General features: G+C 62.8%; 24 protein-coding genes and 3 tRNA genes. 5 read left to right on the top strand and 22 right to left on the bottom strand.

Annotation, left to right across the window (positions count from 1 at the left end; genetic code table 11):
* Window positions 1–303 precede the first annotated feature (303 nt).
* Genes EDC62_RS11150 through EDC62_RS11135 form a run of 4 tightly spaced genes read left to right on the top strand, consistent with a single transcriptional unit; the run spans window position 304 to window position 3315 of the window.
* Complete coding sequence (locus EDC62_RS11150) at window positions 304–1512, top strand: aspartate aminotransferase family protein (protein ID WP_124223714.1); 1209 nt, start codon at window positions 304–306, stop codon at window positions 1510–1512.
* Between the two features lie 2 nt (window positions 1513–1514).
* The gene (gene argF, locus EDC62_RS11145; protein ID WP_211331000.1) at window positions 1515–2426 is read left to right on the top strand and encodes an ornithine carbamoyltransferase; all 912 of its coding nucleotides are present in this window, start codon (window positions 1515–1517) and stop codon (window positions 2424–2426) included.
* A gap of 26 nt (window positions 2427–2452) precedes the next feature.
* Window positions 2453–3007, top strand: a complete 555-nt coding sequence (locus tag EDC62_RS11140; protein WP_124223710.1) for a thioredoxin family protein — start codon at window positions 2453–2455, stop codon at window positions 3005–3007.
* On the top strand, window positions 2992–3315 hold the full coding sequence (locus EDC62_RS11135; RefSeq protein ID WP_245968853.1) for a YkgJ family cysteine cluster protein: 324 nt from the start codon (window positions 2992–2994) through the stop codon (window positions 3313–3315). Before EDC62_RS11140 ends, EDC62_RS11135 begins: the two co-directional genes overlap by 16 nt.
* Window positions 3316–3564: 249 nt before the next feature.
* Here the strand turns inward: EDC62_RS11135 and EDC62_RS11130 are convergent, their stop codons facing one another.
* From EDC62_RS11130 to aceA, 21 genes are all read right to left on the bottom strand, one after another.
* Window positions 3565–3753, bottom strand: coding sequence for a hypothetical protein (locus tag EDC62_RS11130; protein WP_124223708.1), 189 nt, complete (start codon window positions 3751–3753; stop codon window positions 3565–3567).
* A gap of 64 nt (window positions 3754–3817) precedes the next feature.
* Window positions 3818–5734 carry a ferrous iron transporter B gene (gene feoB / locus EDC62_RS11125; RefSeq protein WP_124223706.1) on the bottom strand — a complete coding sequence of 639 codons (1917 nt, stop codon included), beginning with the start codon at window positions 5732–5734 and terminating at the stop codon, window positions 3818–3820.
* A 3-nt stretch (window positions 5735–5737) separates the two neighbouring features.
* Window positions 5738–6040: a FeoA family protein gene (locus tag EDC62_RS11120; protein ID WP_124223704.1), complete on the bottom strand. Its 303-nt coding sequence runs from the start codon at window positions 6038–6040 to the stop codon at window positions 5738–5740.
* A 158-nt stretch (window positions 6041–6198) separates the two neighbouring features.
* Window positions 6199–7401, bottom strand: a complete 1203-nt coding sequence (locus tag EDC62_RS11115; protein ID WP_124223701.1) for an FAD-dependent monooxygenase — start codon at window positions 7399–7401, stop codon at window positions 6199–6201.
* Between the two features lie 117 nt (window positions 7402–7518).
* Window positions 7519–7594: transfer RNA gene (locus tag EDC62_RS11110), tRNA-His, on the bottom strand.
* 27 nt (window positions 7595–7621) lie between these two features.
* Entirely contained in the window at window positions 7622–9541 is a 1920-nt protein-coding gene (locus EDC62_RS11105) for a SurA N-terminal domain-containing protein (RefSeq protein ID WP_124223698.1), read from the bottom strand.
* 59 nt (window positions 9542–9600) lie between these two features.
* Window positions 9601–9676: transfer RNA gene (locus EDC62_RS11100), tRNA-Val, on the bottom strand.
* Between the two features lie 37 nt (window positions 9677–9713).
* Entirely contained in the window at window positions 9714–9986 is a 273-nt protein-coding gene (locus EDC62_RS11095; protein ID WP_124223784.1) for an HU family DNA-binding protein, read from the bottom strand.
* A gap of 261 nt (window positions 9987–10247) precedes the next feature.
* Window positions 10248–11138, bottom strand: a complete 891-nt coding sequence (locus EDC62_RS11090) for a DMT family transporter (protein WP_245968852.1) — start codon at window positions 11136–11138, stop codon at window positions 10248–10250.
* Between the two features lie 4 nt (window positions 11139–11142).
* A complete protein-coding gene (gene pgsA, locus EDC62_RS11085) occupies window positions 11143–11709 on the bottom strand; it encodes a CDP-diacylglycerol--glycerol-3-phosphate 3-phosphatidyltransferase (protein ID WP_124223695.1) in 567 nt (188 codons plus the stop codon).
* 39 nt (window positions 11710–11748) lie between these two features.
* Window positions 11749–13779 (bottom strand): excinuclease ABC subunit UvrC, encoded by a 2031-nt coding sequence (locus EDC62_RS11080; RefSeq protein ID WP_124223693.1) that lies wholly within the window; start codon window positions 13777–13779, stop codon window positions 11749–11751.
* A gap of 192 nt (window positions 13780–13971) precedes the next feature.
* Window positions 13972–14048, bottom strand: a tRNA-Pro gene (locus EDC62_RS11075).
* Between the two features lie 9 nt (window positions 14049–14057).
* Window positions 14058–14525, bottom strand: coding sequence for a MerR family transcriptional regulator (locus EDC62_RS11070; protein WP_124223691.1), 468 nt, complete (start codon window positions 14523–14525; stop codon window positions 14058–14060).
* Window positions 14522–14887 (bottom strand): integration host factor subunit alpha, encoded by a 366-nt coding sequence (locus EDC62_RS11065; protein WP_124223688.1) that lies wholly within the window; start codon window positions 14885–14887, stop codon window positions 14522–14524. Before EDC62_RS11065 ends, EDC62_RS11070 begins: the two co-directional genes overlap by 4 nt.
* 43 nt (window positions 14888–14930) lie before the next feature.
* Window positions 14931–17363: a phenylalanine--tRNA ligase subunit beta gene (gene pheT, locus EDC62_RS11060; protein WP_124223686.1), complete on the bottom strand. Its 2433-nt coding sequence runs from the start codon at window positions 17361–17363 to the stop codon at window positions 14931–14933.
* A 17-nt stretch (window positions 17364–17380) separates the two neighbouring features.
* The gene (gene pheS, locus EDC62_RS11055; protein WP_124223684.1) at window positions 17381–18418 is read right to left on the bottom strand and encodes a phenylalanine--tRNA ligase subunit alpha; all 1038 of its coding nucleotides are present in this window, start codon (window positions 18416–18418) and stop codon (window positions 17381–17383) included.
* Window positions 18419–18527: 109 nt separating this feature from the next.
* The gene (rplT, locus tag EDC62_RS11050; protein WP_124223682.1) at window positions 18528–18890 is read right to left on the bottom strand and encodes a 50S ribosomal protein L20; all 363 of its coding nucleotides are present in this window, start codon (window positions 18888–18890) and stop codon (window positions 18528–18530) included.
* 27 nt (window positions 18891–18917) lie between these two features.
* Window positions 18918–19121, bottom strand: coding sequence for a 50S ribosomal protein L35 (rpmI, locus tag EDC62_RS11045; RefSeq protein WP_124223680.1), 204 nt, complete (start codon window positions 19119–19121; stop codon window positions 18918–18920).
* Between the two features lie 78 nt (window positions 19122–19199).
* Window positions 19200–19790 carry a translation initiation factor IF-3 gene (infC, locus tag EDC62_RS11040; RefSeq protein WP_124223678.1) on the bottom strand — a complete coding sequence of 197 codons (591 nt, stop codon included), beginning with the start codon at window positions 19788–19790 and terminating at the stop codon, window positions 19200–19202.
* 63 nt (window positions 19791–19853) lie between these two features.
* Window positions 19854–21767, bottom strand: coding sequence for a threonine--tRNA ligase (thrS, locus tag EDC62_RS11035; protein ID WP_124223675.1), 1914 nt, complete (start codon window positions 21765–21767; stop codon window positions 19854–19856).
* A 204-nt stretch (window positions 21768–21971) separates the two neighbouring features.
* The gene (aceA, locus tag EDC62_RS11030) at window positions 21972–23303 is read right to left on the bottom strand and encodes an isocitrate lyase (protein WP_211330992.1); all 1332 of its coding nucleotides are present in this window, start codon (window positions 23301–23303) and stop codon (window positions 21972–21974) included.
* A gap of 298 nt (window positions 23304–23601) precedes the next feature.
* Here aceA and EDC62_RS11025 point away from each other — a divergent pair, with 298 nt between their 5' ends.
* Window positions 23602–24567, top strand: a complete 966-nt coding sequence (locus EDC62_RS11025) for a DMT family transporter (protein ID WP_245968850.1) — start codon at window positions 23602–23604, stop codon at window positions 24565–24567.
* Between the two features lie 61 nt (window positions 24568–24628).
* On the opposite strand, the gene rraA is transcribed toward EDC62_RS11025, so the two are convergent.
* Entirely contained in the window at window positions 24629–25162 is a 534-nt protein-coding gene (gene rraA, locus EDC62_RS11020) for a ribonuclease E activity regulator RraA (protein WP_124223672.1), read from the bottom strand.
* Window positions 25163–25268: the final 106 nt, after the last annotated feature.

The raw sequence follows: 25268 nt of genomic DNA, 5'->3' as shown, positions 1-25268 counted from the left end.
CTTATATAAGACTTATTCTGGGCTGATCCCCGGCCCAGTGGCCTTTGCCCTGCCCTCTCCGCCAAAGACACGGTCGTCTGGGGCAACGCTGAATAAGTTCCCGCGATGGCGCGCGCCCGGCTGCGGGATGGGATGCGAGACGCAAACCGCAGCCATAGCCGCAGCTATGGCGAGGATTTGCAACGAAGCAGACCGCCCGCAGCCGGGATGCGCGACGCGCGAGGGACTTGTTCAGCGTTGCCCTAGAATCAGTTTCCGCCCCGCGCCCCTCCCGGCTACCTGGGCTCCCAGGACATCTCTGCCATGAATGTGAACCCATCCACTCCTGCCGAACCGCACCTGATGCGCACCTACGCGCGCCTGCCGATCGCCCTCTCGCACGGCCAGGGGTGCCGAGTCTGGGACACCGAGGGTCGGGAATACCTGGATGCGTTGGCCGGAATCGCCGTCAACACGCTCGGGCACAACCATCCGCGCTTCGTTGCAGCCTTGCGCGAGCAGGTGGGGCGGCTGATTCATACCTGCAATTACTACTACGTCCCCGACGCTGAGCGGCTGGCGTCCCGGCTCGCCGAGCTATCCGGGATGGAGAACGTCTTTTTCTGCAACAGCGGACTCGAAGCCAACGAAGCCGCTATCAAACTCGCGCGCAAATACGGGCACAGCCGCGGCATCGACTTCCCCCAGATCGTCGTCTATGAACGCGCATTCCATGGCCGATCGCTCGCCACGCTCAGTGCCACGGGAAACCCGGCCATCCAGAAAGGTTTCGAGCCCCTGGTCGACGGCTTCATCCGAGTGCCGCTCAACGACATCGCAGCGCTCGAAACGGCAACCGCGAACAACCCCAATGTCGTCGCCGTGTTCCTGGAGACCATCCAGGGAGAAGGCGGCATCAACCCCGCCCGCTGGGAGTACCTGCGACAAGTGCGCGAGCTATGCGACCAACGCGGATGGCTTCTGATGACCGACGAGGTTCAGTGCGGCATGGGCCGCACCGGCAAGTGGTTCGCGCACCAGTGGGCCGAGATCGTCCCTGACGTCATGCCCTTGGCCAAGGGATTGGGCTCAGGCGTTCCCATCGGTGCCGTCGTCGCCGGCCCGAAGGCGGCCCATGTCTTCGAGCCCGGCAACCATGGCAGCACGTTCGGCGGCAACCCCTTGGCGATGAGGGCCGGGTTGGAAACTCTGCGCATCATGGAAGACGACGATCTGCTCGGCAACGCTGCTCGGGTGGGGGCACGGCTCAAAGCCGGGCTGCGCAAGGCGCTCGCCCCTCTGCCCGGCGTCCGCGACATCCGGGGCGAGGGGCTGATGCTCGGCATCGAACTGGACCGCCCCTGTGGCGGCTTGACGGCCCGGGCGGCCAGCGCTGGGCTCTTGATCAGCGTCACGGCCGAGCGGGTCATCCGCTTGCTGCCACCGCTCATCCTCAGTGAAGCCGAGGCGGACGAAATCGTCGCCCGGCTCAGCCCCGTGGTTCGCCAGTTTCTTTCGGAACACACATCGTGACGATCCAGCATTACCTGCAATTCACCGACCTCAGCGCCGACGAGTACGCCTATTTGTTCCAGCGGACGGCTCTGATCAAGCGCAAGTTCAAAGCCTACGAGAAACACCAGACGCTGGTGGATCGCACGCTGGCGATGATTTTCGAAAAGGCCTCGACGCGAACCCGGGTGAGCTTCGAAGCGGGCATGTATCAGCTCGGCGGCAGCGTCGTCCATCTGACCACCGGCGACAGCCAGCTGGGGCGCGCCGAGCCGATCGAAGATACCGCGCGGGTCATCAGCCGCATGGTTGACCTGGTGATGATTCGCACCTTTGGCCAGGAAAAGATCGAGCGCTTCGCCGCGCACTCGCGCGTGCCTGTCATCAACGGGCTTACCAACGAGTTCCACCCTTGCCAGGTGCTGGCCGACATCTTCACGTTCATCGAGCACCGCGGTTCGATTCAGGGCAAAGTCGTCGCCTGGGTCGGTGATGGCAACAACATGGCCAACAGTTGGCTGCAGGCGGCCGAGTTGCTGGGCTTCAAGGTTCATGTCAGCACCCCCGGCGGGTATGAAGTCGACCAGTCGATCGCCGGCATCCGCTCGGCCTCGAGCTATGAAGTGTTTGCCCATCCGCTCGACGCGTGCCGGGGCGCTGACCTCGTGACGACGGATGTCTGGACCAGCATGGGCTACGAGGCAGAAAATGAGGTCCGTCGCGCGGCGTTTGCCGACTGGCGCGTCGATGCCACCATGATGTCCGTCGCCAAGCCGGACGCGCTCTTCATGCATTGCCTGCCGGCGCACCGTGGCGAGGAAGTCACCGCCGAAGTCATCGACGGCCCGCAATCGGTCGTGTGGGACGAAGCCGAAAACCGCATGCACGTGCAGAAAGCGCTGATGGAATACCTGCTGCTCGGCCGCCTCGACTGAACACGACTTGTAAGGATGGAGACCCCATGGCCGCACAAGCCCCTGTTTGCGACTTTGGCTGGAAAGCGCCGGATTTTTCTCTGCCCGCTACCGATGGACGTGTGCTTCGGTTTGCGGATGTTCGCGGCCCTAAGGGCACGCTGGTGATGTTCATATGCAATCACTGCCCCTACGTGCAGGCGATCCTGCCCCGGCTGATTGACGATGCGCGCCAGCTGCAACGCGAGGGCATCGGAGTCGCTGCCATCTCCAGCAACGACGCCGAGGCTTACCCGGAAGACAGCTTCGAGGCGATGAAACGCCTGGCCGAAACGCTCGCGCTCCCCTTCCCCTATCTGTACGACGAAGATCAGTCGGTGGCGCGGGCTTATGGAGCGGTCTGTACGCCAGACTTTTTCGGCTTCAACGCTGAGGACGCCCTGCAATACCGGGGTCGTTTCGATGCGTCGCGCAAAGAAGCCGCGCCCCCAGGCACCCGCCGTGACCTGCTCGAAGCGATGCAACTGGTCGCGCGCACAGGCCACGGCCCCGCCGAGCAAATCCCGAGTATCGGCTGCTCGATCAAGTGGAAAAGCAGCTGAACCAGAACCTTTGCCTCGACTGCGGTGCTTGTTGCGCCGCGCTGCGGGTGGATTTTTCGGTTCACGAACGCAGCTCCAACGGCGGCAGTGTGCCCGACGGCCTCACCGTCGATGTCACCGACAGCGTTTGCCGCATGCGCGGAACGGACCACGGCCCACCCCGCTGTGCGGCCTTGGTCGGTACGCTCGGCATCCGGGTCGAGTGTGCGATTTATGAATGGCGACCTTCACCGTGTCGGGAGTTTGCCGTCGGCTCGGACGCGTGCCAGTGGGCGCGCCGCCGCCACGGTTACCCGGTGCTCGACTGAGGAACCTTGCCCGCCAGCGGGTGAACCCTGGCCCCGATCACGACCGCCAGCAGAACAACCCGAGCGACAACTGGCGCATGCACTGCAAGCGGTGCCCGCCGGCCGATCGAGCGCCGGATGAATGCGTTGACCGAGCCACGCGCGCACGGACCCAGGCCCCATGCGCCAGACCAGATAGCCTGCGGCCCAAACCAAAATGATCGTCACGAGCAGGGGTTCGAGTATGGCCATGCGCATTCTCCGGTCACCCTAAATCCGGCAGTTGGGCGCGCCTGGGCGGGTCGTCGTCGGGCGCGCGGGCAAGGCGCAAACCACAGCCATGGCAGGCGCCATGGCGAGGATTTGCAACGCCGCCCCCGCGCTCGAGGGCGGCTCGAACGGGTGCGCAGCGCTCACCCAAACGGTGAACGGCCTGCGCACCGAAAATTGTTCAAACATCAACACCTTGCTTTTCGCTAAAAGCGGTCAACTGCCGGATTTAGGGTCACAGCATCCCGCTCCCTCAACCGCCCCACACCTTCGCGAGATGGTAGGTGACAAAGCTTGCGGCATAGGCGAGCGCGAACAGATAGCCGGCCATGGTGAGCGCTGGCCGCCAGCGTCCCAGCTCGCGGCGCACCGTCACCAGCGTTGAGACGCACTGGGGCGCAAAGACGTACCACACCAGCAGCGACAGTCCGGTCGCCAACGACCATTGGCTCGCGATGATGGGCCCCAACGAAACCGCCGTGCCCGCATCCTGCGCAGACAAAGCGTAAACCGTTCCCAGTGCGCCCACAGCCACTTCGCGAGCAGCGAGGCCGGGGACGAGCGCGATGGAGATCTGCCAATTGAACCCGATGGGCGCCAGCAACTCAGCCAGCCCCCTGCCGATTCGGCCCGCGAAACTGTAGTAAATCGCCGGCTGCTCGGCGCCCAAGGGTGCCGCGGGATAGCTCGACAAGGCCCAGAGTAACACCATGAGCGCCAAGATGATGCCGCCCACGCTGCGGATGAAAATCCGGGCCCGCTCATAAAGCCCATAACCCAGGTGCCGCAGACTCGGCCAACGGTAGGCCGGCAGTTCCATCATCAAGGTGCCCGCCCCTACCGCATCACCTTGGGGGCGCTTGAGCACCCAGGCGACGGCCATCGCACTGGCAATCCCCCCCAGGTACAACAGAAACAGAACCAGGCCCTGCAAATCGAGCCAACCGGCGAGCTTGCGGCTCGGAATGAAAGCGCCGATCAACAGCGCATAGACCGGCAGGCGGGCCGAGCAGGTCATCAGCGGCGCAATCATGATCGTGACGAAGCGGTCTCGAGCATCGGTAATCGTGCGCGTGGCCATGATGCCCGGTACGGCACAGGCAAAGCTCGACAGCAGGGGGATGAACGAGCGGCCCGACAAACCCACGGCCGCCATCGGCCGGTCCAACAGGAAAGCCGCGCGCGGCAGATATCCCGAATCCTCCAGCAGCAAGATGAAAAAGAACAGGATCAAGATCTGCGGCAGGAAAACCAGGACGCTTCCTGCCCCCGCGATGACACCATCGGTCAACAAGCTTCGAAGTGGTCCTTCGGGGAGCGCCCCCTGAACCACGCCTGCGACCGCCTCGACGCCTTGCTTGATCGCGTCCATCGGAAGCGCTGCCCAACTGAAGACCGCCTGAAAGACGAGGAACAGAATCACTAGCAACAGGACAGGTCCGAATACCGGATGCAGCACGAAGCGATCGATCGCCTCATCACGCGAGGGCCGCTGCGCCGGCTCGACGACCGCGGCGCTCAAGATCCGTCGCACCTCGGCCTGAAGGTCCATGGCTCGACGCAGTTCATCCTCGGCCTGGCCGTCGACATCCTGGATCGCCGTGAGCGAGTGAAGCGGCAGTGGCGGATGCGCCCCTTGCGGGCGAGCCGGCCCGGGCCAGCGGTCGAGCCAGCCGACGAGTTCGGCGGCACCGTCGCGGGCGACCCCGATGGTCTCGACCACGGGTATACCCAGTTCACGCTCGAGCGCTTCACGGTCGATCGTGATGCCCTGCGCGCGCGCCAGGTCCATCATGTTGAGGACGAGCAGCATCGGTACGCCCAGGGGGCGCGCTTCGAGGACCAGCCGCAGATTCAGGCGCAGATGGGTCGCGTCGGCGATGCATACGATCAAATCCGGACGGGGCTCGTCGGGGTGACGCCCGGTCAAAATGTCGCGCGTGACGGCTTCGTCTGCGCTCAGCGGGCGCAGACTGTACACACCCGGCAGGTCGAGCACGGCATAAACCCGGCCCGAGGGCGTCCGCAAAACACCCTCTTTGCGCTCCACCGTCACGCCGGCATAGTTCGCCACCTTCTGCCGACTACCCGTCAGCAGGTTGAAGATCGCCGTTTTCCCACAGTTCGGGTTCCCCAGCAGGGCGATGCGCAAGGGTTCTGCTGGACTCATGCTTCAACGATGGATGTCGCCGAGCCGAGCCACCCGGACGTGCTGCGCCTCGTGCGAGCGCAGAGCGAACGTGGCATCGCCCACACGCACGGCCAGAGGCTCACCTCCGGCCGGGCCCCGTGCGAGCACCCGGACCGTTTCGCCCGGCAGAAAGCCCAGTTCCAGCAAACGCGCCACTCGGCCGCGTTCCGCAGCGGCATCAGGCATCTGCAAACGGGTGACGACGCCAACGACGCCGACATCGAGATCCGACAAAGAGGACTCAGCGGCGCTGGGCGTCGTCAGAGGCTCGGGATGAATGCGCATGGGATGAGGTAATCAAGAATTGTTCTCATTATAGAGGCACAACCAAGCTAACAAGAAGCAACAAGTGCGGCTTCTACGCCAGCCTGCTCCGGCCCAAGCAAGTTTTGAAAGGTTTCTCGCCGTATGCCGGCGAAAAATGGACACCTGTTGCTCTTTTTTCAGGAGTCATCCTCAGTCTCGATGCCTGCCCGATAGCCGTACAACCAAGGCTGATCCAAGAGGCGCTCGCCCAGCAAACGCAGGGACGCGTCCCTGCCCCAACGCATGGGCCCCCGGGCGTGAAAGATCACCCCGTTTCGGGCCGATTGCATCTGGATCCGGGCGCAGCGCCGCCAGCGCAAGGCGGCATACCGCTCCAGCCGCTCCTCGACCGAACCCGAACGCAAACGCAGCACCTCTCCAAGGACGTGGGCATCCTCGATCGCCATGCCCGCCCCCTGAGCCAGATAGGGTCGCGTGGGATGGGCGGCGTCCCCGACGAGCGCAATCCGACCGCGCGCCATCTGCGCGGCAGCGGCCACCGGCGGGCGACCGAACAGGCTCCACGAACGCCATTCCGTAATGTGCTCGATCAGGTCCCGCAAAGGCAGACTGATCGACCCAACGATGGGGAGTAGCGCCCCACGCTCGACAGCCTCACCCCAGGCCTGCGGATCCCCCGCCACCGAACCCTCGACGACCAGCACGACATTGAGCCACTCTCCCCGGTGCACGGGGTACTCCACCACATGAAGCCTCGGCCCGAGCCAAACCGTGATGCCCGTGCGACGCAAATGCGCGGGCAAGGCCGTTTGCGGCAGCATCGCTCGGTAAGCCACATGCCCGGAGGAACGCGGGGGCCCATCGCCCAGCATGTGCGCGCGGATGCGACTCCACAGCCCATCGGCTCCGAGCAGGAGAGCGCCATGGGCGCACCGTCCATCGGCGAACCGAAGCTCCACCGAGTCCCGCCCCTCCTCATAAGACTCGACCGGTTGTGCCAGATGGAGCGCCACCTGATCCTGACGCTGCACCGCTTCCAACAACAGTTGCAGCAAATCGGCACGCGCGATGGTGAGGTACGGCGCTCCATAACGCTCACGGGCCCGCGCAGCCAAGGGCAGCACGCCGAGTTGTCGGCCGCCGGCAGCGTCGCGCACCACCAATCGTGGGGGCTCATGCGCCACCGCTTCGAGTGCGCGCCTCAGGCCCCATTCATGCAAAACACGGACGGCATTGGGCCCCAACTGAATGCCCGCCCCAAACTCCTCGAAGGCGCGACGCCGCTCGAACAGTGAGACCACCGCCCCCCCGCGCGCGCAGGCAAGCGCACTCGCCAACCCGCCGATCCCGCCGCCCGCAATCAAGACTGTCCGATGCATGCCGAGGATTGTGCCGTTCGTTGCGACGCCGCCCGTGCATCCACGAGAAGAAAAAGCACCGGATTTGCGCAAACACAAACAAAAACGCCCGACAGGCGCCGGGCGTTTTTGAGCGTTTGGGGTGGCTGATGGGACTCGAACCCACGACGACCAGAATCACAATCTGGGACTCTACCAACTGAGCTACAGCCACCGTAGAACCAAAATTATATATCGGAGCTCAGCCGCCCTCGGCCTCTTTCGACGGCTCCGGGACCAGAATCTTGACGCCAAACGCCGCCTTGAGCGACGAAAGGTAAGCCTGGACTTCCGCGCCGGTCCACGCCTCTGCCCAGGCCTGCCGGCTCTTTTGGCGCATTGCTTCCGGCACTTCCGTCGCTGGCAAGACGGATTTCACGCGCACCACCACATAACCCTGGGCGCCAAGGTCGACGCCCACCAGCGCAGGCAAATTCGAGCGTGGCGCACGCAAAACCGCGTCGATGACCGCACCCGGCAAGCCAGCGGTTTGATCACGGCCGACGGTCAACCGCTCAGGGAGAACGGCCGAAGCCGGCGTGCTCTTCCACTCGCGCAAACGTTTTTCGCCCTCCGCCTTAGCCAGGGCGACGCTGCGCTCTTCGAGCCAAAGCTCTTTCACCTGGTCGCGAACTTCGGCATACGGTCGCGTGTGTGCCGGTTCATGGCGCAACACCCGCCCCGCAACCAGACGGTTCGGCCCCAATTCGATCGCCTCGGTGTTGCGCTTTTTCTCGATGGACTCAGCGCTGAACAGGGCGGCCAAGAACTTCGGATCCGCCAGCACACCGGCCTCGCCCGGTTTGGGCTTGCGCTCCACGCCCTGAGCGACTTCGAGCCGAAGCTTGAACCGTTCGGCAACCGGCTTGAGACTCTCCGATTGTTCGTAGACGGCGTTGGAAAAACTCTCCGCCAACTCCGCGAACCGACGCTGCGCGAGGGTTTTCTTCAGTTCGTCGACGATTTGCGCCCGAACCTCCGCGAGGGATTTTTGCTGCCCCCCACGAACATCGGTCACGGTGATGATGTGATAGCCAAATTCCGTCTCGACCACATCGCTGATCTCGCCCTTCTTGAGCGAGAACACGGCGTCCTCGAAGGGTTTGACCATGGCGCCGCGGGCGAAGAAACCCAGATCACCCCCATTCGCGGCCGAACCCGGATCCTGCGAAACCTGACGGGCAAGCTCCGCAAAACGCGCCGGATTCTGGCGCAGCTGCTCGCGAATTTCGTTCGCTTTGGCCTTGGCCTGCTCTCGAGCCGCCGCGCCCGCCCCTGAATCGACAGCGATCAGGATGTGGCTGGCCCTGCGTTCTTCCGGTGTGGCATACCGCGCCGCGTTCTGCCGGTAGTAGTCCTCGACCTCAGCGTCGCTCACCGAAACGCTTTGCCGAACGGTGTCGACATCCAACACGACATACTCCACGTCGATACGCTCCGGCGCCTGAAATCGCTGCGGATGGGCCTCGAAGTACGCCTTCAACTCATCCTCGGTGGGCTTGAGGCCATCGCGGAAACTCTTCGGTGCAAATCGTGCCAGCTCGATTTCTCGCCGCTCGAACAAGGCCGCCAGCGCGACGTCCGCCAGCTGGGGAACCATCAATTGGCTCTCGCTCACGGCCCGAACCACCTGTTGGGCCGAAAGTTCGGCACGAACCTGCGCCTCGAACACCTCGGGCGTCAAGCCTTGCGATGCCAACAACTGCCGGTAGCGATCGACATCGAGCTTGCCATCCGGCCCGCGCAGGCCCGCAATCACCGGATTGCTCTGCAGCTCCAGCGCCAGCTTGGCGTCGCCCACCGATAGATGCCAGCGACGTGCAGCCGCTTCGAGCAAACGGTCCTGGACCAGGCGCTCGAGGGTGGCGTAACGAGCTCGAGGCGACTCGAGCAAGCCAAGGTCGAGGTTCGGCATCGCTTGACGCGCCCGATCCACCTCGAGCTTGTGCGCCTGATCCCATTGCGCCTGCGTGATTTCCACGTCGCCAACCCGCGCCACCACCGGCGACTTCTCCCGGAAACGGTTGTATCCATCGAGCCCGAACAGCACGAACGAAGGAACGATCAGCAGAAACAGCAGGAACTGCATGATCCTTTTGTGCTTGCGGACAAAATCAAACATGAATCAAACTTTCCTGGACAGAAAAAAAGAGGCGAACGGTCCGTTCGCCTCAGTTGAAATGGTGGGTGCTGAGGGGTTCGAACCCCCGACCTACGCCTTGTAAGGGCGCCGCTCTACCAACTGAGCTAAGCACCCCATGCCCGAGCCGACGCAGCCGTCGCCCGACGGTGGATCAGTTGACCGCGTCGCGCAATGCCTTGCCAGCCCGGAACTTGGGAACCTTTGCAGCTTTGATTTTAATGGACGCTCCGGTACGTGGATTGCGGCCGCTTCGCGCCGCACGCTTCGTCACCGCGAAAGTACCAAAACCGACCAGCGAAACCGACCCGCCCTTCTTCAGCGTGGTCTTGACCGCACCGAACATCGCTTCCAGCGCGCGGGCGGCGGCCGCCTTGGAAATATCCGCCTGGGTCGCGATGTGCTCAATCAATTCCGACTTGTTCACCGAATGCCCCTCTTTCATTGGTTTTCGAACGGCTATCCCGCCGCGGCGGGTAGCGCCCCACAAAAAAGCCACGCGAAGCGTGGACCTGCCTGTCTGGGCCCGAGGACTGGGTTCAGCCCCGGTAGCCGATGCGGATTAGATTCGCTGCACCCAGGGGTGTCAATCGCCGGGCAGGCCGTTGCTACAACTGCTCACAAACCCCCGAAATTCCTGACACCAAGCCCAACACCGTCGGCGCTGCCTCGTGAACGATGGACAGCATCAGCGGCGTATGGCTAAGGCGACACCGGCCGCAACGAAAGCCGTACCGACCAAGGTCAGACCCGTGACAGGCTCATCGAACCAGACCCAGGCCAGGATCGCCGTCGTCGGCGGAACCAAGTACATCAAACTGGCCACCGCGGTCACGGCGCCGCGGCGGATCAACAGGTAGAGCAGCGAACTCGCGCCCAGCGTGAGTCCAAGCACCGACCAGCCCAGCGCAAACACCAGCGCTTCGTTCCAGGCCATCCCCTCGGATTCCAGCCCAGCGAGCGGCGCTGCGATCACGGCCGCCGCCAGCAATTGCACCGAACTCGCGACCGGCAGATCGACCGGCGCCAAATGACGCTTTTGGTACAGCGTCCCGAACGTAATGCTCAACAAAGCCGCAAGGGCAAACAGCACGCTCGTGAAGCTCAGCGCACCTGCCGTGGTGGGCAGGTGCAGCTTTTGCCAAAGAACCAGGACCACGCCGACAAACCCCAGACCGAGCCCCAGCCAACGTCCGCTGAACGCTCGTCCCCCATCTTTGAAACCGGGCTCCGGTTGAACCAGGATCGCCGTCAGGATTGGTTGCAGCGCGACGATCATCGACACCAGACCTGCTCCCATCCCCGCTTTGACGGCCGACCATACCCCACCGAGGTAACCCGCGTGCATCAGCGCCCCCATCACGGCCAGATGCCAGTAGGTGCGCCGATCCACGGGCCATGGGCTGCGAGCCATCCATGCCCACCCGAGGAACAAGGGGATCGACAGCAAAAACCGCCACAGAAGAAAAGTCCAGGGTGGCGCGTGGGGCATCCCTAGGCGGGCCACGATGAACCCCGTGCTCCAGATCAGCACGAACACCGCCGGCGCCAACACCGACCAACGCGCAGACGGCGCCACCGATCTATTTCGCCCGAGCCCGAATCTCGGGGACCGCGCGCCTCAAGTAGTAAACCATCGACCAAACGGTCAAAACCGCGGCCACCCAGATCAGCCCATGTCCCCAACGCCGGGTGTCGATCGAGCCGAAGAGCGTGGCGTCGAAAAGCAAGAACGGAATGGCCACCATCTGGAACGTCGTCTTCAGCTTCCCGAGCATGTGCACAGCCACACTGCGCGAAGCGCCGATCTGAGCCATCCACTCCCGCAACGACGAAATCGCGATTTCGCGGCCGATGATGATGAGTGCCACGAAGACGTCGACCCGCTGCAGATGAACCAGCACCAACAGGGACGCCGAAACCAGAAATTTGTCCGCCACCGGATCGAGAAACGCACCGAAGGCCGACGCCTGGTTGAGCCTGCGCGCAAGATAGCCATCGAGCCAATCGGTCAGCGCAAAGACCACGAACAAAAGCGTTGCAATCTGGTTGGCCCGCTCCATTTCGACCGGCAGGTAGTAGGCCCCCACGATCAGCGGAATCGCCACGATACGGGTCCAGGTCAGCAGCGTCGGAACGGTCAGGAACATGTTGGCATTTTGGCACGAGCCCAGCGCGTCGGAATGGCTTCAGTGAAACGCGCGATGGATGGTTTCGGCGAGCGACCGGGATATCCCCTCGACCCGCATCAAGTCCTCGACACTGGCCTCCGAGACGCCCCGAACCCCACCAAACTGCTGCAGCAGCCGAGCGCGGCGCTTGGGGCCGATGCCTGGGATCTCTTCGAGCGCCCCTCCGCCGAAGCGCGTCTTCGCGCGCTGCGCACGCATTCCAGTGATCGCGAATCGGTGAGCCTCATCGCGGATTTGCGCCACCAGCATCAAGGCGGCGGAGTCGGGACGCAAGCTGCGCTTCTCCCGCCCATCCGCGAAAACCAACTCCTCGAGTCCGACCTTGCGCCCCTCGCCTTTTTCGACCCCAACGATCAAGCGCTCGCTCAAGCCCAAGGAGCGGAACACTTCCGCAGCCGCATGAACCTGCCCAACCCCGCCATCCACCAGAACGACCGAGGGGAGCCTCCGGCCACGGGCATCCCCTCCTCGCGCCGATGCCTCTTCCCCAGTGCTGACCGCCGCCTCCGAAGGCTCGACTGCGGCCAGCGGGCCGTAACGACGTCGAAGCGCCTGTCGCATCGCCGCGTAATCATCCCCCGGGGTGATGCCTTCGATTCGAAAGCGCCGATATTTGGAGGGCTGCATTTGGTGGTGGTCGTAAACCACGCAGGAGGCATGCGTCGCCTCGCCCGAGGAATGCGAAATGTCGAAACACTCGATCACGACCTCATCCAGGTCCTCGACATCCAAGCCCAAAACCTCCGCCAGCGCCTCGGTCCTCGCGCGGTGCGAGCCTTGTTCACTCAGAACCCGTGCGAGCTGAATCTCGGCGTTCTTTTCAGCCATTTCCAGCCACACACGATGCACCCCCCGGGGACTGTCCGTGATCTTCAAGCGCCCTACCCCCTCCTGGACGAGCAGTTGCTGGAGCTCAGGCTCGACGGCCTGACTGACAATCAACAAGGGCGGTAGGGCCGCCCCGAGGTAATGCTGCGCCAGAAAGGCGTGGAGTACCCGCTGCTCCAGCGACGCCGGTGCCGAAGCACCTTCGTGCGCCTCGTTCACGTCACCCACAGCCGCAGACGGTTGCCAGCCTTCGGAGATGGCCATGGCCTCCTCGATGTTCTTGGGGAAAAACGCCCGGTCGCCCAAATGCCGCCCGCCGCGGACCATCGCCAAATTGACGCAGGCCCGACCACCGCCCACGCGAACCGCCACGATATCGGCGTCCTTCTCGCCCCCCGTTTCCACGGCCTGCTGATGGAGGATCGTCGACAGCGCTGCGATCTGGTCACGAACCTCGGCTGCCCGCTCAAACTCGAGCGCGTCCGAATGGGCCTGCATGCGTGCGCGCAGTTCCCCAAAGACCTGCTCCGTCTCCCCCCGCAGAAAAGCGGCTGCGCTGGCGACGTCGCGTCCATACGTTTGCGGATCGATGTACCCGACACAGGGGCCCGAGCAGCGCTTGATCTCGTACAGCAAACAAGGCCGGGTGCGATTCAGAAAGACTGCATCCTCGCAGGTGCGCAAGCGAAAAACCTTTTGGAGCAGCCGAATCGACTCCTTGACCGCTGCCGCGTTCGGGTAGGGCCCGAACAGCAGATGCTCGCGAACCGGACGTCCGCGGTAATAGGCCAAGCGTGGAAACAGCGTGGCAGCGCCCGAGCGCGGTCCGCTCGGCTGCTCGCTGCCCGCATACATCAACACGAGGGACGGGTAACTCTTGTCGTCGCGAAAGAGAATATTGAACTTCGGGCGTAGCGCTTTGATCAGGTTGTTCTCGAGCAGCAGCGCCTCGGCTTCGGAGCGAACGACCGTGGTCTCCAGACGGCGGATCTTGCTCACCATGTAAGCGATACGCGTCCCACCGGTACGCAGCCGGAAGTAGCTTGCGACGCGGCTGCGCAAGCTCACAGCTTTGCCGACATACAGCAGTTGATCCTCCGCATCAAAAAACCGATAGACACCGGGCAGGTCCGGGAGCGATCCCACCTGTTCGAGGAGTTCTGGCGGATGGGGCACGACGTCGGTGGGCTGAGATTCCATAGGGTGTCTCGTACGGCACAAAGCGGCTGGGCTATCCAAGGCAACGCTGAATAAGTTCCCGTGAAGGCCCGCGCCCGCCGCCGGGATGCGCGGCGCGCAAGGGAGAATTTCAGCGTCACCACAAGCATATCGAGACCCTGAGTTGGCCCCAAAACGGCAAAGGGCCGCAGTCGGAAACTGCGGCCCTCAAAATGGTCGGCGTGGCGGGATTCGAACTCGCGACCCCTTGCACCCCATGCAAGTGCGCTACCAGGCTGCGCTACACGCCGAAGCTGCAATTATATCGTGCTTTTCAGTGAAGAATCGCTCGTTTCCGGCTCGCCGTCCTCCAACAGACGTCGAATTTCGAGCAACTGTTGGCGGATGGAGCCCAAGGCCGATGAAGCCGCGATCGGCGAGTTGGAACCCGCGGCATCCGAAGCCTCAACCACAATGGGTGAGCCGCCCTTCTCCAGCGGCTCACCCGTCCAAACGCCGGCGTCGCTCGCACCTTGCTGCAGCTGCGCTCGAGCGCCGCTGATCGTAAAGCCTTGCTCATAGAGGAGTTCACGAATCCGCCGCACCATCAAGACTTCATGGTGCTGGTAGTAGCGCCGGTTTCCGCGACGCTTCATCGGCCTCAACTGAGCGAACTCCTGCTCCCAATAGCGGAGCACATGCGGCTTCACGCCGCACAGGACCGCGACTTCTCCGATCGTGAAGTAGCGCTTCGCAGGAATCGGCGGCAAATTCGCAGCGCTCGTCATCGTTCAAAATCCGAGACATCGTCGCCATCGGCTTTCAAAGCCGCGTTCGAGCCGCCTTGAAGCTGGGCACGCAGCTTCTGGCTCGGGTGGAACACCACCACGCGCCGAGCTTCGATGGGCACGAGCGCCCCGGTACGCGGATTGCGCCCGGGCCGGGGCGCTTTGGTTCGGATCTCAAAGCTGCCGAAGCCCGCGATGCGGACATCTTCGCCCTTGATCAATTCGCTGCCGATCAGGTCGAAAAATGCGTCCACCATCTCCTTGGACTCGCGCTTGTTCAGCCCGATGCGCTCAAACAGCAGCTCCGCCAACTCCGCCTTCGTCAAAGCCGGTGTTTCGAGGTTGTCGACCGTGATCTCCATCGCTGGCTCCATGTCTGCCACCCACTCGTGAACCCAATGCGCTTCAGGCACGCAAGCGCGCCCCGAATTCCCGCTGAAGCGAGGCAAGAATCGTAGAAACGGCCTCGTCCATCTCCGCATCCGTCAGCGTTCGCTCATTCGAACCAAAGACCAAACGAATCGCGAGGCTGCGATGACCTGCGGGCACCGCTTGGTCCGACTCAGCGCCCGCAGCCTTGGGGCGATAGACGTCGAAGATCCGCACGTCGCGCAAGATGGTCCCAGGGGCCGCCCGTTCGATCGCCGCCGAAACGGCCCCAAACAAGACGCCATCCGGCAACACGATGGCGATGTCGCGATTCGAGGCGGGGAAACGTCCAACCTCGATCAAACGCGGAACCACGCGCTCGCAGGCCGCACGGAAGTCAATCTCGAAGAGGACCGGAGGCCGCGCGAACTCCCATTGTTGCCGCCAGCGGGGATGCAGCTCGCCGACAAATCCGATCGAACGCCCTTCGAGCAAAATCGCTGCGCTGCGCCCCGGGTGCAAGGCCGGATGCTCGCTGGCTTGAAACGACAGGCGCCGCGGCTCGAACAACTGCTCGATGTCGCCTTTGACGTCAAAGAAGTCGACCCAACGGCCTGGGCCGTCCCAGTGTGGCACATCCGTCTGCCCATAGGCAATGCCTGCGAGCTTCAGGGGCTGGTCGATGCCCGCCACTTCAAAGGCCGACTCCGCAACGTTCGGGTTGCGGCGAAACACACGACCGATCTCGAACAGTCGAACCCGGTCTACACGATGGTCGAGATTGAATCTCAGCGCACTGAGCAGAGACCCAACCAGGGTCGACCGCATCACGGCCAGATGGCTCGCGATCGGATTGAGAACCCGGATTGGATCGGGATTCGCCGCCAGATCGCGCTCCCAAGCCTCGTCAACGAAGCTGAAGCTGATGGTTTCGTCGTAGCCCAGATCGGCCATCACACGACGTAAATCCGCCGCCGAGCGCTCGGACTCGGCACTCGGCTTGGCCTGCAGCGGCGCAAGAGGCGTCTCGTCGGGCAACTGGTCGTAGCCGATCATGCGGGCGATCTCTTCGATCAGGTCTTCTTCGATCCGCAAATCAAAACGGAACGTCGGCGGCAAAACGGCGAGCTGGCTTTCGTCCAGGCGCCGCGTCGGCAACGACAGCGCCCGAAGCGCTTGCTCGCAGCGCTCGATTCCCAAAGGCATACCCAGCACCTTCTCTGCGCGATCCACGCGCAAGCGCACTTCCTCCGGGCTCGGAACGTTCACCGGGAGGTCCTGGACCGGCCCGGGCTCGCCGCCACAAATCTTCTGAATCAGGTCGGTGATCCGCTCGAGGTGTTCGACCGTGAGTGCTGGATCAACGCCACGCTCGAAGCGGTGCCCAGCGTCCGTGGAAAAGTTGAATCGACGCGCACGTCCCGCGATCGCCCTGGGCCACCAGAAAGCCGCCTCGAGGTAGACATGGCGCGTTGCTTCGCCCACAGCGGTCGCATCGCCCCCCATGATCCCCGCCAGCGACTCCACCTGCTCCGCATCGGCAATGACGCCGACGGTTTCGTCCAGCTCAACCGTCTGTCCATTGAGCAGCTTCAGGCGCTCACCCGGGCGTCCCCAACGCACCTCGAGCCCGCCGTGTATCCGTTCCAGGTCAAACACATGCGAGGGCTGCCCCGACTCGAACATCACATAGTTCGAAATGTCGACCAGCGCCGACACGCTGCGCTGCCCACAGCGTCTGAGGCGCTCGACCATCCAAGCCGGCGTGACCGCCTGCGGATTGACGCCCCGAATGACCCGACCGGAGAAGCGGCCACAAAGATCCGGGGCCGCCACTTTCACGGGAAGTGTGGCGTCGGTCCTCGGCTCGATCTTGGGGAATTCCAGGGGTTTGAGCGGGGTTCCCGTGAGCGCGGACAGTTCCCGCGCCACGCCATAGACACTCAGGCAATGCGCGAGATTGGGCGTGAGCTTGAGCACGAAGATCGTGTCGTCCAGCTGCAAAAAGTCGCGAATGTCTACGCCGACCGGTGCCTCGGGACTGAGCTCGAGCAAGCCGCCATGGTCGTCCGAAAGCCCGAGCTCCCGTGCCGAGCACAACATGCCCTCGCTCTCCACACCCCGCAACTTGGCCTGGCGAATCTCGAAGGGCGCACCATCGGCCCCCGGTGGCAACGCCGCGCCGACGCGAGCACAGGGAACACGGATGCCCGCCCGGGCATTCGGTGCCCCACAAACGATTTGGAGTAAACGATCCTCTCCCACATCGACCCGGCAGACCCGCAAGCGGTCAGCATTCGGATGGGGGGTAGCCTCGACGATCAAGCCGACGACGACACCTTGGAAAGGAGGGGCCACGGGGCGGGTTTCCTCGACCTCGAGACCACCCATCGTCAGCACATTGGCCAACTCGTTCGTAGACAGTGGGGGGTTGCAGAATTCGCGCAGCCAAGACTCAGGGAATTGCATTTGGGGCGCCTTTTGAATTACTGGAATTGCCCAAGGAAACGGACATCGCCTTCAAAAAACAGACGCAAGTCGGAGATGCCATAGCGCAGCATGGTCAAACGGTCAGGCCCCATGCCGAAGGCAAAACCCATGTAGGCCTCGGGATCGAGTCCCATATTCCGAATCACGTTGGGGTGCACCTGCCCCGCCCCCGCAACCTCGAGCCAGCGACCCGCAAGCGGCCCATCGGGAAACTGAAGATCGACTTCTGCGCTCGGCTCGGTGAACGGGAAGAAACTGGGACGGAAGCGCAATTGGAGATCGTCGCGTTCAAAGAAGGCACGGCAGAAGTCCGTGAAAATCACTTTCAAGTCCTTGAAACTGACACTTCTTCCGACCCAGAGTCCCTCGCACTGGTGGAACATGGGCGAATGCGTCGCGTCACTGTCGACCCGGTAGGTGCGGCCCGGCGCAATGACGCGAATATCGGGCATGTCCTCACCGGCCTCGAGCCGGTCCCGATATTTCGCAACGTGATGCATCGCGTGTCGGATCTGCATCGGACTCGTGTGGGTGCGCAGCAGATAACCGCCCTCGACGTAGAAGGTGTCGTGCATCGACCGCGCTGGATGATCCGCGGGCGTGTTGAGCGCCGTGAAGTTGAACCAGTCTGTCTCGATCTCCGGCCCCTGCGCCACGTCGAAACCCATCGAGCCAAAGTACTGCTCGATGCGCATGATCGTCCGCGAGACCGGGTGCACGGCACCTGCCCCACGGCGACGCCCTGGGAGCGTCACGTCCAGGCGTTCGGCCCGCAACTGCCGCTCGAGCTCCTCTGCCGCCATGGCCTGTCGGCGCTCGTTGAGCGCGGCCTCGACCGCTTGCTTGACCCGATTGATCTGCGCTCCCATCGCCTTGCGCTGCTCCGGATCGAGCCCCGCGAGGTCTTTGAGCAAGGCGGTGACGCGCCCGGACTTGCCAAGAAAGCGAGCCTTTGCATTTTCAAGCTCGGCCACGGTCTGCGCGCGGGCAAAACTGGCCCGGGCTTCATCGACCAAGACGCTGTAATCTTCCATGACGGCGGCTTCGTGTACGGATGGATGCTGGAAAAGAAAAAGGATTGAAGCCTTCAAGCCCCAACCCTTTTCCCGAATCGAACGCTCCGCCTCATCGAGGCGGGCTGGATCAGGCGGTGGCCAACTGCCCCTTGACCTTCTCCACGATCGCGGCAAATGCAGCCTTGTCGTGGATCGCCATATCCGACAGGACCTTACGGTCGATCTCGATGGCGGCCTTTTTCAGACCGTTGGCAAACTGGCTATAGGTCAAGCCACACTCACGCGCAGCCGCATTGATCCGTGCAATCCACAACTGGCGGAACACCCGCTTCTTGGTCCGGCGATCGCGATAGGCATATTGCCCAGCCTTCATCACCGCCTGCTTGGCGATCCGGAAGACGTTACCACGACGGCCACGGAAACCCTTGGCCAGAGCCAGAACCTTCTTGTGACGGGCACGCGCCGTCACTCCACGTTTTACGCGAGGCATGTTGAATTCTCCTTGTTCGTCCGTCGATTACAGGCCAGCAAAAGGCATCATTTGCGCAACATGCCCCATGTTGGTTTTGTCGACCGTCACCGGTCCACGCAGATGACGCTTGTTCTTGGTGGTTTTCTTGGTCAAGATGTGGCGCTTGAACGCCTGGCCCCGCTTCACCGTCCCACCTGGACGAACACGAAAGCGCTTTTTCGCGCTGCTCTTGGTCTTCATTTTGGGCATTTTCTGCTCCTTCTGAATTGTGCTCGTGAGGCGTCTGCAAGCGATTGCAGCCTTGATGGCCCCGAGACACTTAAAAAATCACTGCGTTTTGGCTTCCGTCGCCTCGACCGCCTTCGGTGCGGCCTTTTTACGGGCGGGCGCGATCATCATGATCATCTGCCGCCCCTCGAGCTTAGGAAACTGCTCCACCACGATCTGATCGGCCAACTCGTCCCGAATCCGGTTCAACAACGCCAGACCCAACTCCTGGTGCGTGATCTCACGACCACGGAACCGCAAGGTGACCTTGACTTTGTCGCCTTCAGCCAGGAAGCGCCGAATGTTGCGCATCTTGATCTGGTAGTCCCCCTCGTCGGTACCCGGACGAAACTTGACCTCTTTGATTTCGATGACGGTCTGCTTCGCCTTTGCCTCGGCTGCACGCTTTTGTTCCTGATACTTGAACTTTCCATAGTCCATCAGGCGACAAACCGGTGGGTTCGCCGTGGCGGCGATTTCGACCAGGTCCACATCAAGCTCGCCGGCCATGCGCAACGCCTCGGAGAGGCTGACGATCCCGAGCGGCTCGTTGTTCGGCCCCGAAAGCCGGACCTCCGGAGCCATGATTTCTCGGTTGAGTCGATGCTTGCGCTCTTCGCGCTGGCGACGGTCACGGAATTCGGTAACGATGGCTAAAACCCTTCAAAAATACTGAGAAAACCGTCTACGGAAGATCCGCGCAACAGGCTCAGGCTAGGCCGACTGTTTCTTCAGAACTTCCCGCTGGATCAGGTCCGCGAAGTCGGACACCGGCATCACACCGAGATCCTTGTTCCCGCGCGCACGGACGGCAACGGCGCCGACTTGACGCTCCTTGTCGCCGACGACAAGGATGTAGGGAAGCTTTTGGACGGAGTGTTCGCGGATTTTATACGTAATTTTCTCGTTCCGTTGGTCCAGAGCCACGCGAATGCCGCGATGGCGCAACTGCTGCGCCACCTCGGCTGCGTAATCGGACTGGGCATCGGTGATGTTGAGTACGGCCACCTGCACCGGTGCCAGCCACGTGGGCAAGGCCCCTGCATGCTGCTCGATGAGAATGCCGATGAAGCGTTCCAGGCTGCCGACGATGGCACGATGCAGCATCACCGGGCGATACCGCGCGCCGTCCTCGCCGACGTATTCGGCGTCGAGCCGCTCCGGCATGGAGAAATCCACCTGGATGGTGCCGCACTGCCAGGGTCGGCCGATGGCGTCCTTGAGCGTGTATTCGATTTTGGGACCGTAAAACGCGCCGTCGCCGGGGGCGATCTCGAAGTCACAGCCCGAGGCGCGCAAGCTGTCCATCAAAGCCGCCTCGGCCTTGTCCCAGCTCGCGTCCGAGCCGATGCGCTGCTCCGGACGGGTCGCGACCTTGTAGATGATGTGCTCGAACCCGAAGTCGCGGTACACCCGCTGCAGCAAGCGGGTGAAGGCATTGACCTCGGATTGAATTTGGTCTTCGGTACAGAAGATGTGACCATCATCCTGCGTGAACGCGCGCACGCGCATGATCCCATGCAGGCCGCCGCTGGGTTCGTTGCGGTGGCATTGTCCGAATTCGCCGTAGCGCAACGGCAGATCGCGATAGCTTTTGATGCCCTGCTTGAAGATGAGGATGTGCCCCGGGCAGTTCATCGGCTTGAGCGCGTACTCCCGCTTTTCCGACTCGGTGACAAACATGTTTTCACGGTATTTGTCCCAGTGGCCGGTTTTCTCCCACAGCGCCTTGTCGAGAATCTGCGGCCCTTTCACTTCGAGGTAACCGTTTTCTCGGTAGACGCGGCGCATGTACTGTTCGACCTCTTGCCAGAGCGTCCATCCCTTGGGATGCCAAAAAACCGTACCCGGCGAGAGCTCATCGAGATGAAAGAGGTCGAGCTCGCGGCCGAGTCGGCGGTGGTCGCGCTTTTCGGCCTCTTCGAGCATGTGCAGGTACTGTTGCAGTTCTTCCTTACTCGCCCACGCCGTCCCGTAAATCCGCTGCAGCATCTCATTGCGATGGTCGCCCCGCCAGTAGGCCCCCGCGACCTTCATCAGCTTGAAAAACTTCAGCTTGCCGGTCGAAGGGACGTGCGGACCGCGGCACAGATCTTCGAACGCCCCCTCGCGGTACAGCGACACCTCTTCGCCGGGCGGGATGGACTCAATGATCTCGGCCTTGTAGTGCTCGCCGAGGCCTTTGAAATAAGCAACGGCCTCATCGCGAGGCAAGACTCGGCGAACCACCGGCTCGTCGCGCGCCGCAAGTTCGGCCATGCGCTTCTCGATCGCCTGCAGGTCCTCGGGCGTGAACGGCCGCTTGAACGCAAAGTCGTAATAAAAGCCGTTCTCGATCACGGGACCGATCGTGACCTGCGCTTCTGGAAACAGATCTTTGACCGCGTAAGCCAACAGGTGAGCGGTCGAGTGACGAATGATCTCGAGCCCCTCAGGATCCTTGGCGGTGACGATGGCCACGTTCGCATTCGTGGTCACCGGCGTGCTGAGGTCGACGAGCTTCCCATCGACCTTCCCTGCGATGGCCGCCTTGGCAAGGCCTGGACCGATGGCAGCCGCGACATCGGCGACCGTCACCGGTTGCGGGAAGCTTCGCTTGGAACCATCGGGGAGCGTGATTTCGATCATGTTGTGCGTTCGTTGACGTCGAGACGCGGCGATGATCCCCACAGGCGCAGGCGCCTTTGTGAACCCGCAGCAAAACGGGAGATTTTATCGCCCCACACCCGTCGCCAACGTGCGGAACGATGGCTGCCTCCCATAAAAAAGCGCCCGGCAGAGCGGGCGCTTGCAGCGCAGGGCGGCCAGTGATCGGCCGCCCATTCACCGGCTTCAGTGGAACTGGGCCTCTTCGGTGGAGCCCGTGAGCGCCTTGACGCTCGACGAGCCGCCCTGGATCACCGTGGTGACATCGTCGAAGTAGCCCGCACCCACTTCCTGCTGGTGCGACACAAAGGTGTAGCCTTTTTCGCGGGCAGCGAATTCGGGCTCCTGCACCATTTCGACGTAGTGCTTCATGCCTTCACCGCGGGCGTAGGCATGGGCAAAGTTGAAGGTGTTGAACCAGTTGATGTGGATACCCGCCAGCGTGATGAACTGGTACTTGTAGCCCAACGCCGAGAGTTCGTCCTGGAAGCGGGCGATCGTCTTGTCGTCGAGGTTCTTCTTCCAGTTGAACGAAGGCGAGCAGTTGTAAGCCAGGAGTTTGCCCGGGTTGGCCGCCAGAACCGCTTGAGCGAACTCGCGGGCAAAGCCCAGATCCGGGGTGCCGGTTTCGCACCAGACCAGGTCGGCGTAGGGCGCGTACGAAACGCCGCGGCTGATGGCCTGTTCCAGACCATTCTTGACACGGAAGAAGCCTTCTTGCGTGCGCTCGCCGGTCAGGAACGGACGGTCGCGCTCGTCATGATCCGAGGTGATGAGGTTGGCTGCCTCGGCGTCGGTGCGCGCGAGAACGATGGTCGGCACACCCATCACGTCGGCTGCGAAGCGCGCGGCGATGAGCTTTTCGATGGCTTCCTGCGTGGGCACCAGAACCTTGCCGCCCATGTGACCGCACTTCTTGACGGCTGCGAGTTGATCCTCGAAGTGAACGCCCGCGGCACCTGCGATGATCATGTTCTTCATGAGCTCGAAGGCGTTGAGCACGCCGCCGAAGCCGGCTTCCGCATCGGCCACGATCGGCAGGAAGTAGTCGATGTAGTCCTTGTCGCCGGGGCCGATGCCACGCCCCCACTGGATTTCGTCCGCACGCTTGAAGGTGTTGTTGATGCGACGAACCATGACCGGCACCGAGTCGTACGGGTACAGCGACTGGTCGGGGTACATGGTTTCACCCGTATTGCCATCGGCTGCGACCTGCCAGCCGCTCAGGTAAACGGCCTCGAGACCGGCTTTCGCCTGCTGCATCGCCTGCCCCGCGGTGATGGCGCCAAACGCATTCACGTAGCCCTTCTTGGCGCCCCCGTTGATCTTGGCCCAGAGCTTTTCCGCACCGCGCTTGGCGAGCGTGTGCTCGATGTGCACGCTGCCGCGCAGCCGCACCACATCGGCGGCGGTGTAGCCACGCTTGACCCCCTTCCAGCGGGGATTGGTCGCCCAATCTTGCTCGAGTGCAGCGATCTGCTGCTCGCGGGTCATTTGCTCAGGATTGCTTTGGGACATGAAGAACCTCCAGAAGTTCAGAAAAAGAAACCGATACACCCACGGACGACGAGCGACGCCAGGGACGGTGGAACTATAACTCTTCTATAAGACATTTGACCACTCATATGTCTTATATAAGACCGGAAGGACCCAAACAAAAACAAGGACTTATCTTCGAATTTCTTGATGTGAAACGTTTTTTCTTATTTTCGAAGCAAAAACAGTTGCATCGGAAGAGATCGTTTCGCACGTGAAAAGCATTTCCCACATGATGGAATGCCGTCACTGCCGCTACGACAGCCGTCAAAATCCCCCGATGAACATCGATCCTGACCGCGCCTCGGGACTGAGGCGGCCCGTGGCCTATGCGGCGCTGGCCTCGAGCATGGCGCTCGTGGGCAGCTACGTCGCCCTCAGCAAGCCGCTGGCCCAGACCTTCCCCATTTTCTTGTTGGCCTGGCTGCGTTTTGGGATTGCCGCGCTTGCGATGCACTCCTGGGTAAGGCGTCGTGCGGATGAGCCGCCGATCGCCTGGAGAACGCACGCAGCCCTGTTTGGGGAGTCCTTGTTTGGCAACTTCCTCTTTACCGTGTTCATGGTCTGGGGTGTCGGGCGCAGCGGCGCCATCGCGGCGGCCATCGTGATGGCGTCCATCCCGGCTTGGGTCGCTTTGCTGAGTGCGGCGTTCTTGTCGGAACGCGTCACGCAGCGGGAATGGATTGCCGTGGCGCTCGCGGTGATGGGCATCGCCCTGCTGGGCCTGGGCCAGCACACGACGGCCCAGGGCGTCGCAGCCGACACGGCCGCGATCGACCCGCTCGGCCTCGCGGCGTTGCTGGCCGCAGCGCTGTGCGAAGCCATCTATTCGGTCATTGGCAAACGCTTGACGGGCTCGCTCGGTGCAAAGCGCATCACCGCCATCATCAACCTTTGGGGGCTGGCGCTGGCTACGCCGCTCGGGGCGTTTACGGCCTGGCACTTCCGCTTCGATCGCGTCGGTCCAGGCCAGTGGGGGCTGCTGGTGTTCTACGCCTTTGCCGCCTCGGTCTGGAGCGTCTGGCTCTGGATGACCGGGCTAAAAACCGTACCCGCCTCACGCGCGGGTGTCTTCACGGTGATGATGCCGCTGTCGGCGACGCTGGTGGGGGTGCTCGTGCTCGGGGAGCCGCTCAACCCGCTGCAGGGCGCGGCCCTGGCCTTGGCCTGCCTCGCGGTTATCCTGGCGACGCAACCGACATCCGACGCCGGCAAGGCCAGGGCAACGCCGACTCCGCCTCAGTGATCGCGGCCCGTTCGACACCGAACGGCGCATGCCATGACTGGCCGGTTGCGCGTTGCCCCGGTCAATTCAGCTCCGCGCTGCCGAGCAGAGGTCGATCGGCAACCACGATGCCGTCTTCATCGGCATAGAGCCAGTCGCCCGTGGAAATTTTCACGCCTTGGATTTCGACGGTGATGCCCGCCTCTCCCGCCCCACGCTTCTCGGTGCGCATGGGCATGAGCGCCAAGGCGCGAATCGGCAAGCGGCTCTCGCGCAGTTCGGCCACGTCGCGCACCGCACCGTCGACGACAACGCCCGCCCAGCCATGCTCCGCGGCCAGCCGTGCGAGCATGCCGCCGAGCAAGGCGCGCCGGGTCTTGCCGCCCCCGGCCACCACCAGAACCCGCCCCTCGCCGGCCGATTGAACCGCCTCGCGCACACGGGAGTTGTCCTCGTCACAGCGCAAGGTGTAGACCGGACCGGCAAATGGCACGTCGCTGCCAAAGCTGCGGAACACCGGCGGTAGCACCCGAAAGGCGCCACTGTGGTCGTTTTCGTGAGCGTCACAGAGATCGCAGGTTGAAAAAGCAAGGCTGCGGAGCGTGGGCGTTGTCATGGGTATCGTCCTCTTCGGATGGATTCGTCGGGAAACGGCAACGATTTTCTTCTCAATGTGGACTTTTTGGCCCCGGTGCCCCTTGGAGCAGGCTGTTTTCTCCATT

The organism is Tibeticola sediminis, from assembly GCF_003843835.1.
GTDB classification, from domain to species: domain Bacteria; phylum Pseudomonadota; class Gammaproteobacteria; order Burkholderiales; family Burkholderiaceae_C; genus Tibeticola; species Tibeticola sediminis.
The sequence above is the reverse complement of the archived record's forward strand: the minus strand, read 5'-3'. Positions and strand labels throughout refer to the sequence as shown.

Excerpts from the sequence above, each read along its gene's own strand:
- rpmI (WP_124223680.1), bottom strand. The coding sequence starts at position 19,121 with ATGCCCAAAATGAAGACCAAGAGCAGCGCGAAAAAGCGCTTTCGTGTT.
- aceA (WP_211330992.1), bottom strand. The coding sequence starts at position 23,303 with ATGTCCCAAAGCAATCCTGAGCAAATGACCCGCGAGCAGCAGATCGCT.
- EDC62_RS11105 (WP_124223698.1), bottom strand. The coding sequence starts at position 9,541 with ATGTTTGATTTTGTCCGCAAGCACAAAAGGATCATGCAGTTCCTGCTG.
- EDC62_RS11070 (WP_124223691.1), bottom strand. The coding sequence starts at position 14,525 with ATGACGAGCGCTGCGAATTTGCCGCCGATTCCTGCGAAGCGCTACTTC.
- EDC62_RS11130 (WP_124223708.1), bottom strand. The coding sequence starts at position 3,753 with ATGTTTGAACAATTTTCGGTGCGCAGGCCGTTCACCGTTTGGGTGAGC.
- pheS (WP_124223684.1), bottom strand. The coding sequence starts at position 18,418 with ATGGAAGATTACAGCGTCTTGGTCGATGAAGCCCGGGCCAGTTTTGCC.
- EDC62_RS11120 (WP_124223704.1), bottom strand. The coding sequence starts at position 6,040 with ATGCGCATTCATCCCGAGCCTCTGACGACGCCCAGCGCCGCTGAGTCC.
- EDC62_RS11025 (WP_245968850.1), top strand. The coding sequence starts at position 23,602 with ATGAACATCGATCCTGACCGCGCCTCGGGACTGAGGCGGCCCGTGGCC.
- pheT (WP_124223686.1), bottom strand. The coding sequence starts at position 17,363 with ATGCAATTCCCTGAGTCTTGGCTGCGCGAATTCTGCAACCCCCCACTG.
- EDC62_RS11150 (WP_124223714.1), top strand. The coding sequence starts at position 304 with ATGAATGTGAACCCATCCACTCCTGCCGAACCGCACCTGATGCGCACC.
- EDC62_RS11080 (WP_124223693.1), bottom strand. The coding sequence starts at position 13,779 with ATGGAATCTCAGCCCACCGACGTCGTGCCCCATCCGCCAGAACTCCTC.
- feoB (WP_124223706.1), bottom strand. The coding sequence starts at position 5,734 with ATGAGTCCAGCAGAACCCTTGCGCATCGCCCTGCTGGGGAACCCGAAC.
- thrS (WP_124223675.1), bottom strand. The coding sequence starts at position 21,767 with ATGATCGAAATCACGCTCCCCGATGGTTCCAAGCGAAGCTTCCCGCAA.
- EDC62_RS11065 (WP_124223688.1), bottom strand. The coding sequence starts at position 14,887 with ATGGAGATCACGGTCGACAACCTCGAAACACCGGCTTTGACGAAGGCG.
- EDC62_RS11140 (WP_124223710.1), top strand. The coding sequence starts at position 2,453 with ATGGCCGCACAAGCCCCTGTTTGCGACTTTGGCTGGAAAGCGCCGGAT.
- rplT (WP_124223682.1), bottom strand. The coding sequence starts at position 18,890 with ATGCCTCGCGTAAAACGTGGAGTGACGGCGCGTGCCCGTCACAAGAAG.
- EDC62_RS11115 (WP_124223701.1), bottom strand. The coding sequence starts at position 7,401 with ATGCATCGGACAGTCTTGATTGCGGGCGGCGGGATCGGCGGGTTGGCG.
- rraA (WP_124223672.1), bottom strand. The coding sequence starts at position 25,162 with ATGACAACGCCCACGCTCCGCAGCCTTGCTTTTTCAACCTGCGATCTC.
- pgsA (WP_124223695.1), bottom strand. The coding sequence starts at position 11,709 with ATGTTCCTGACCGTTCCGACGCTGCTGACCTGGACCCGTATCGTGGCG.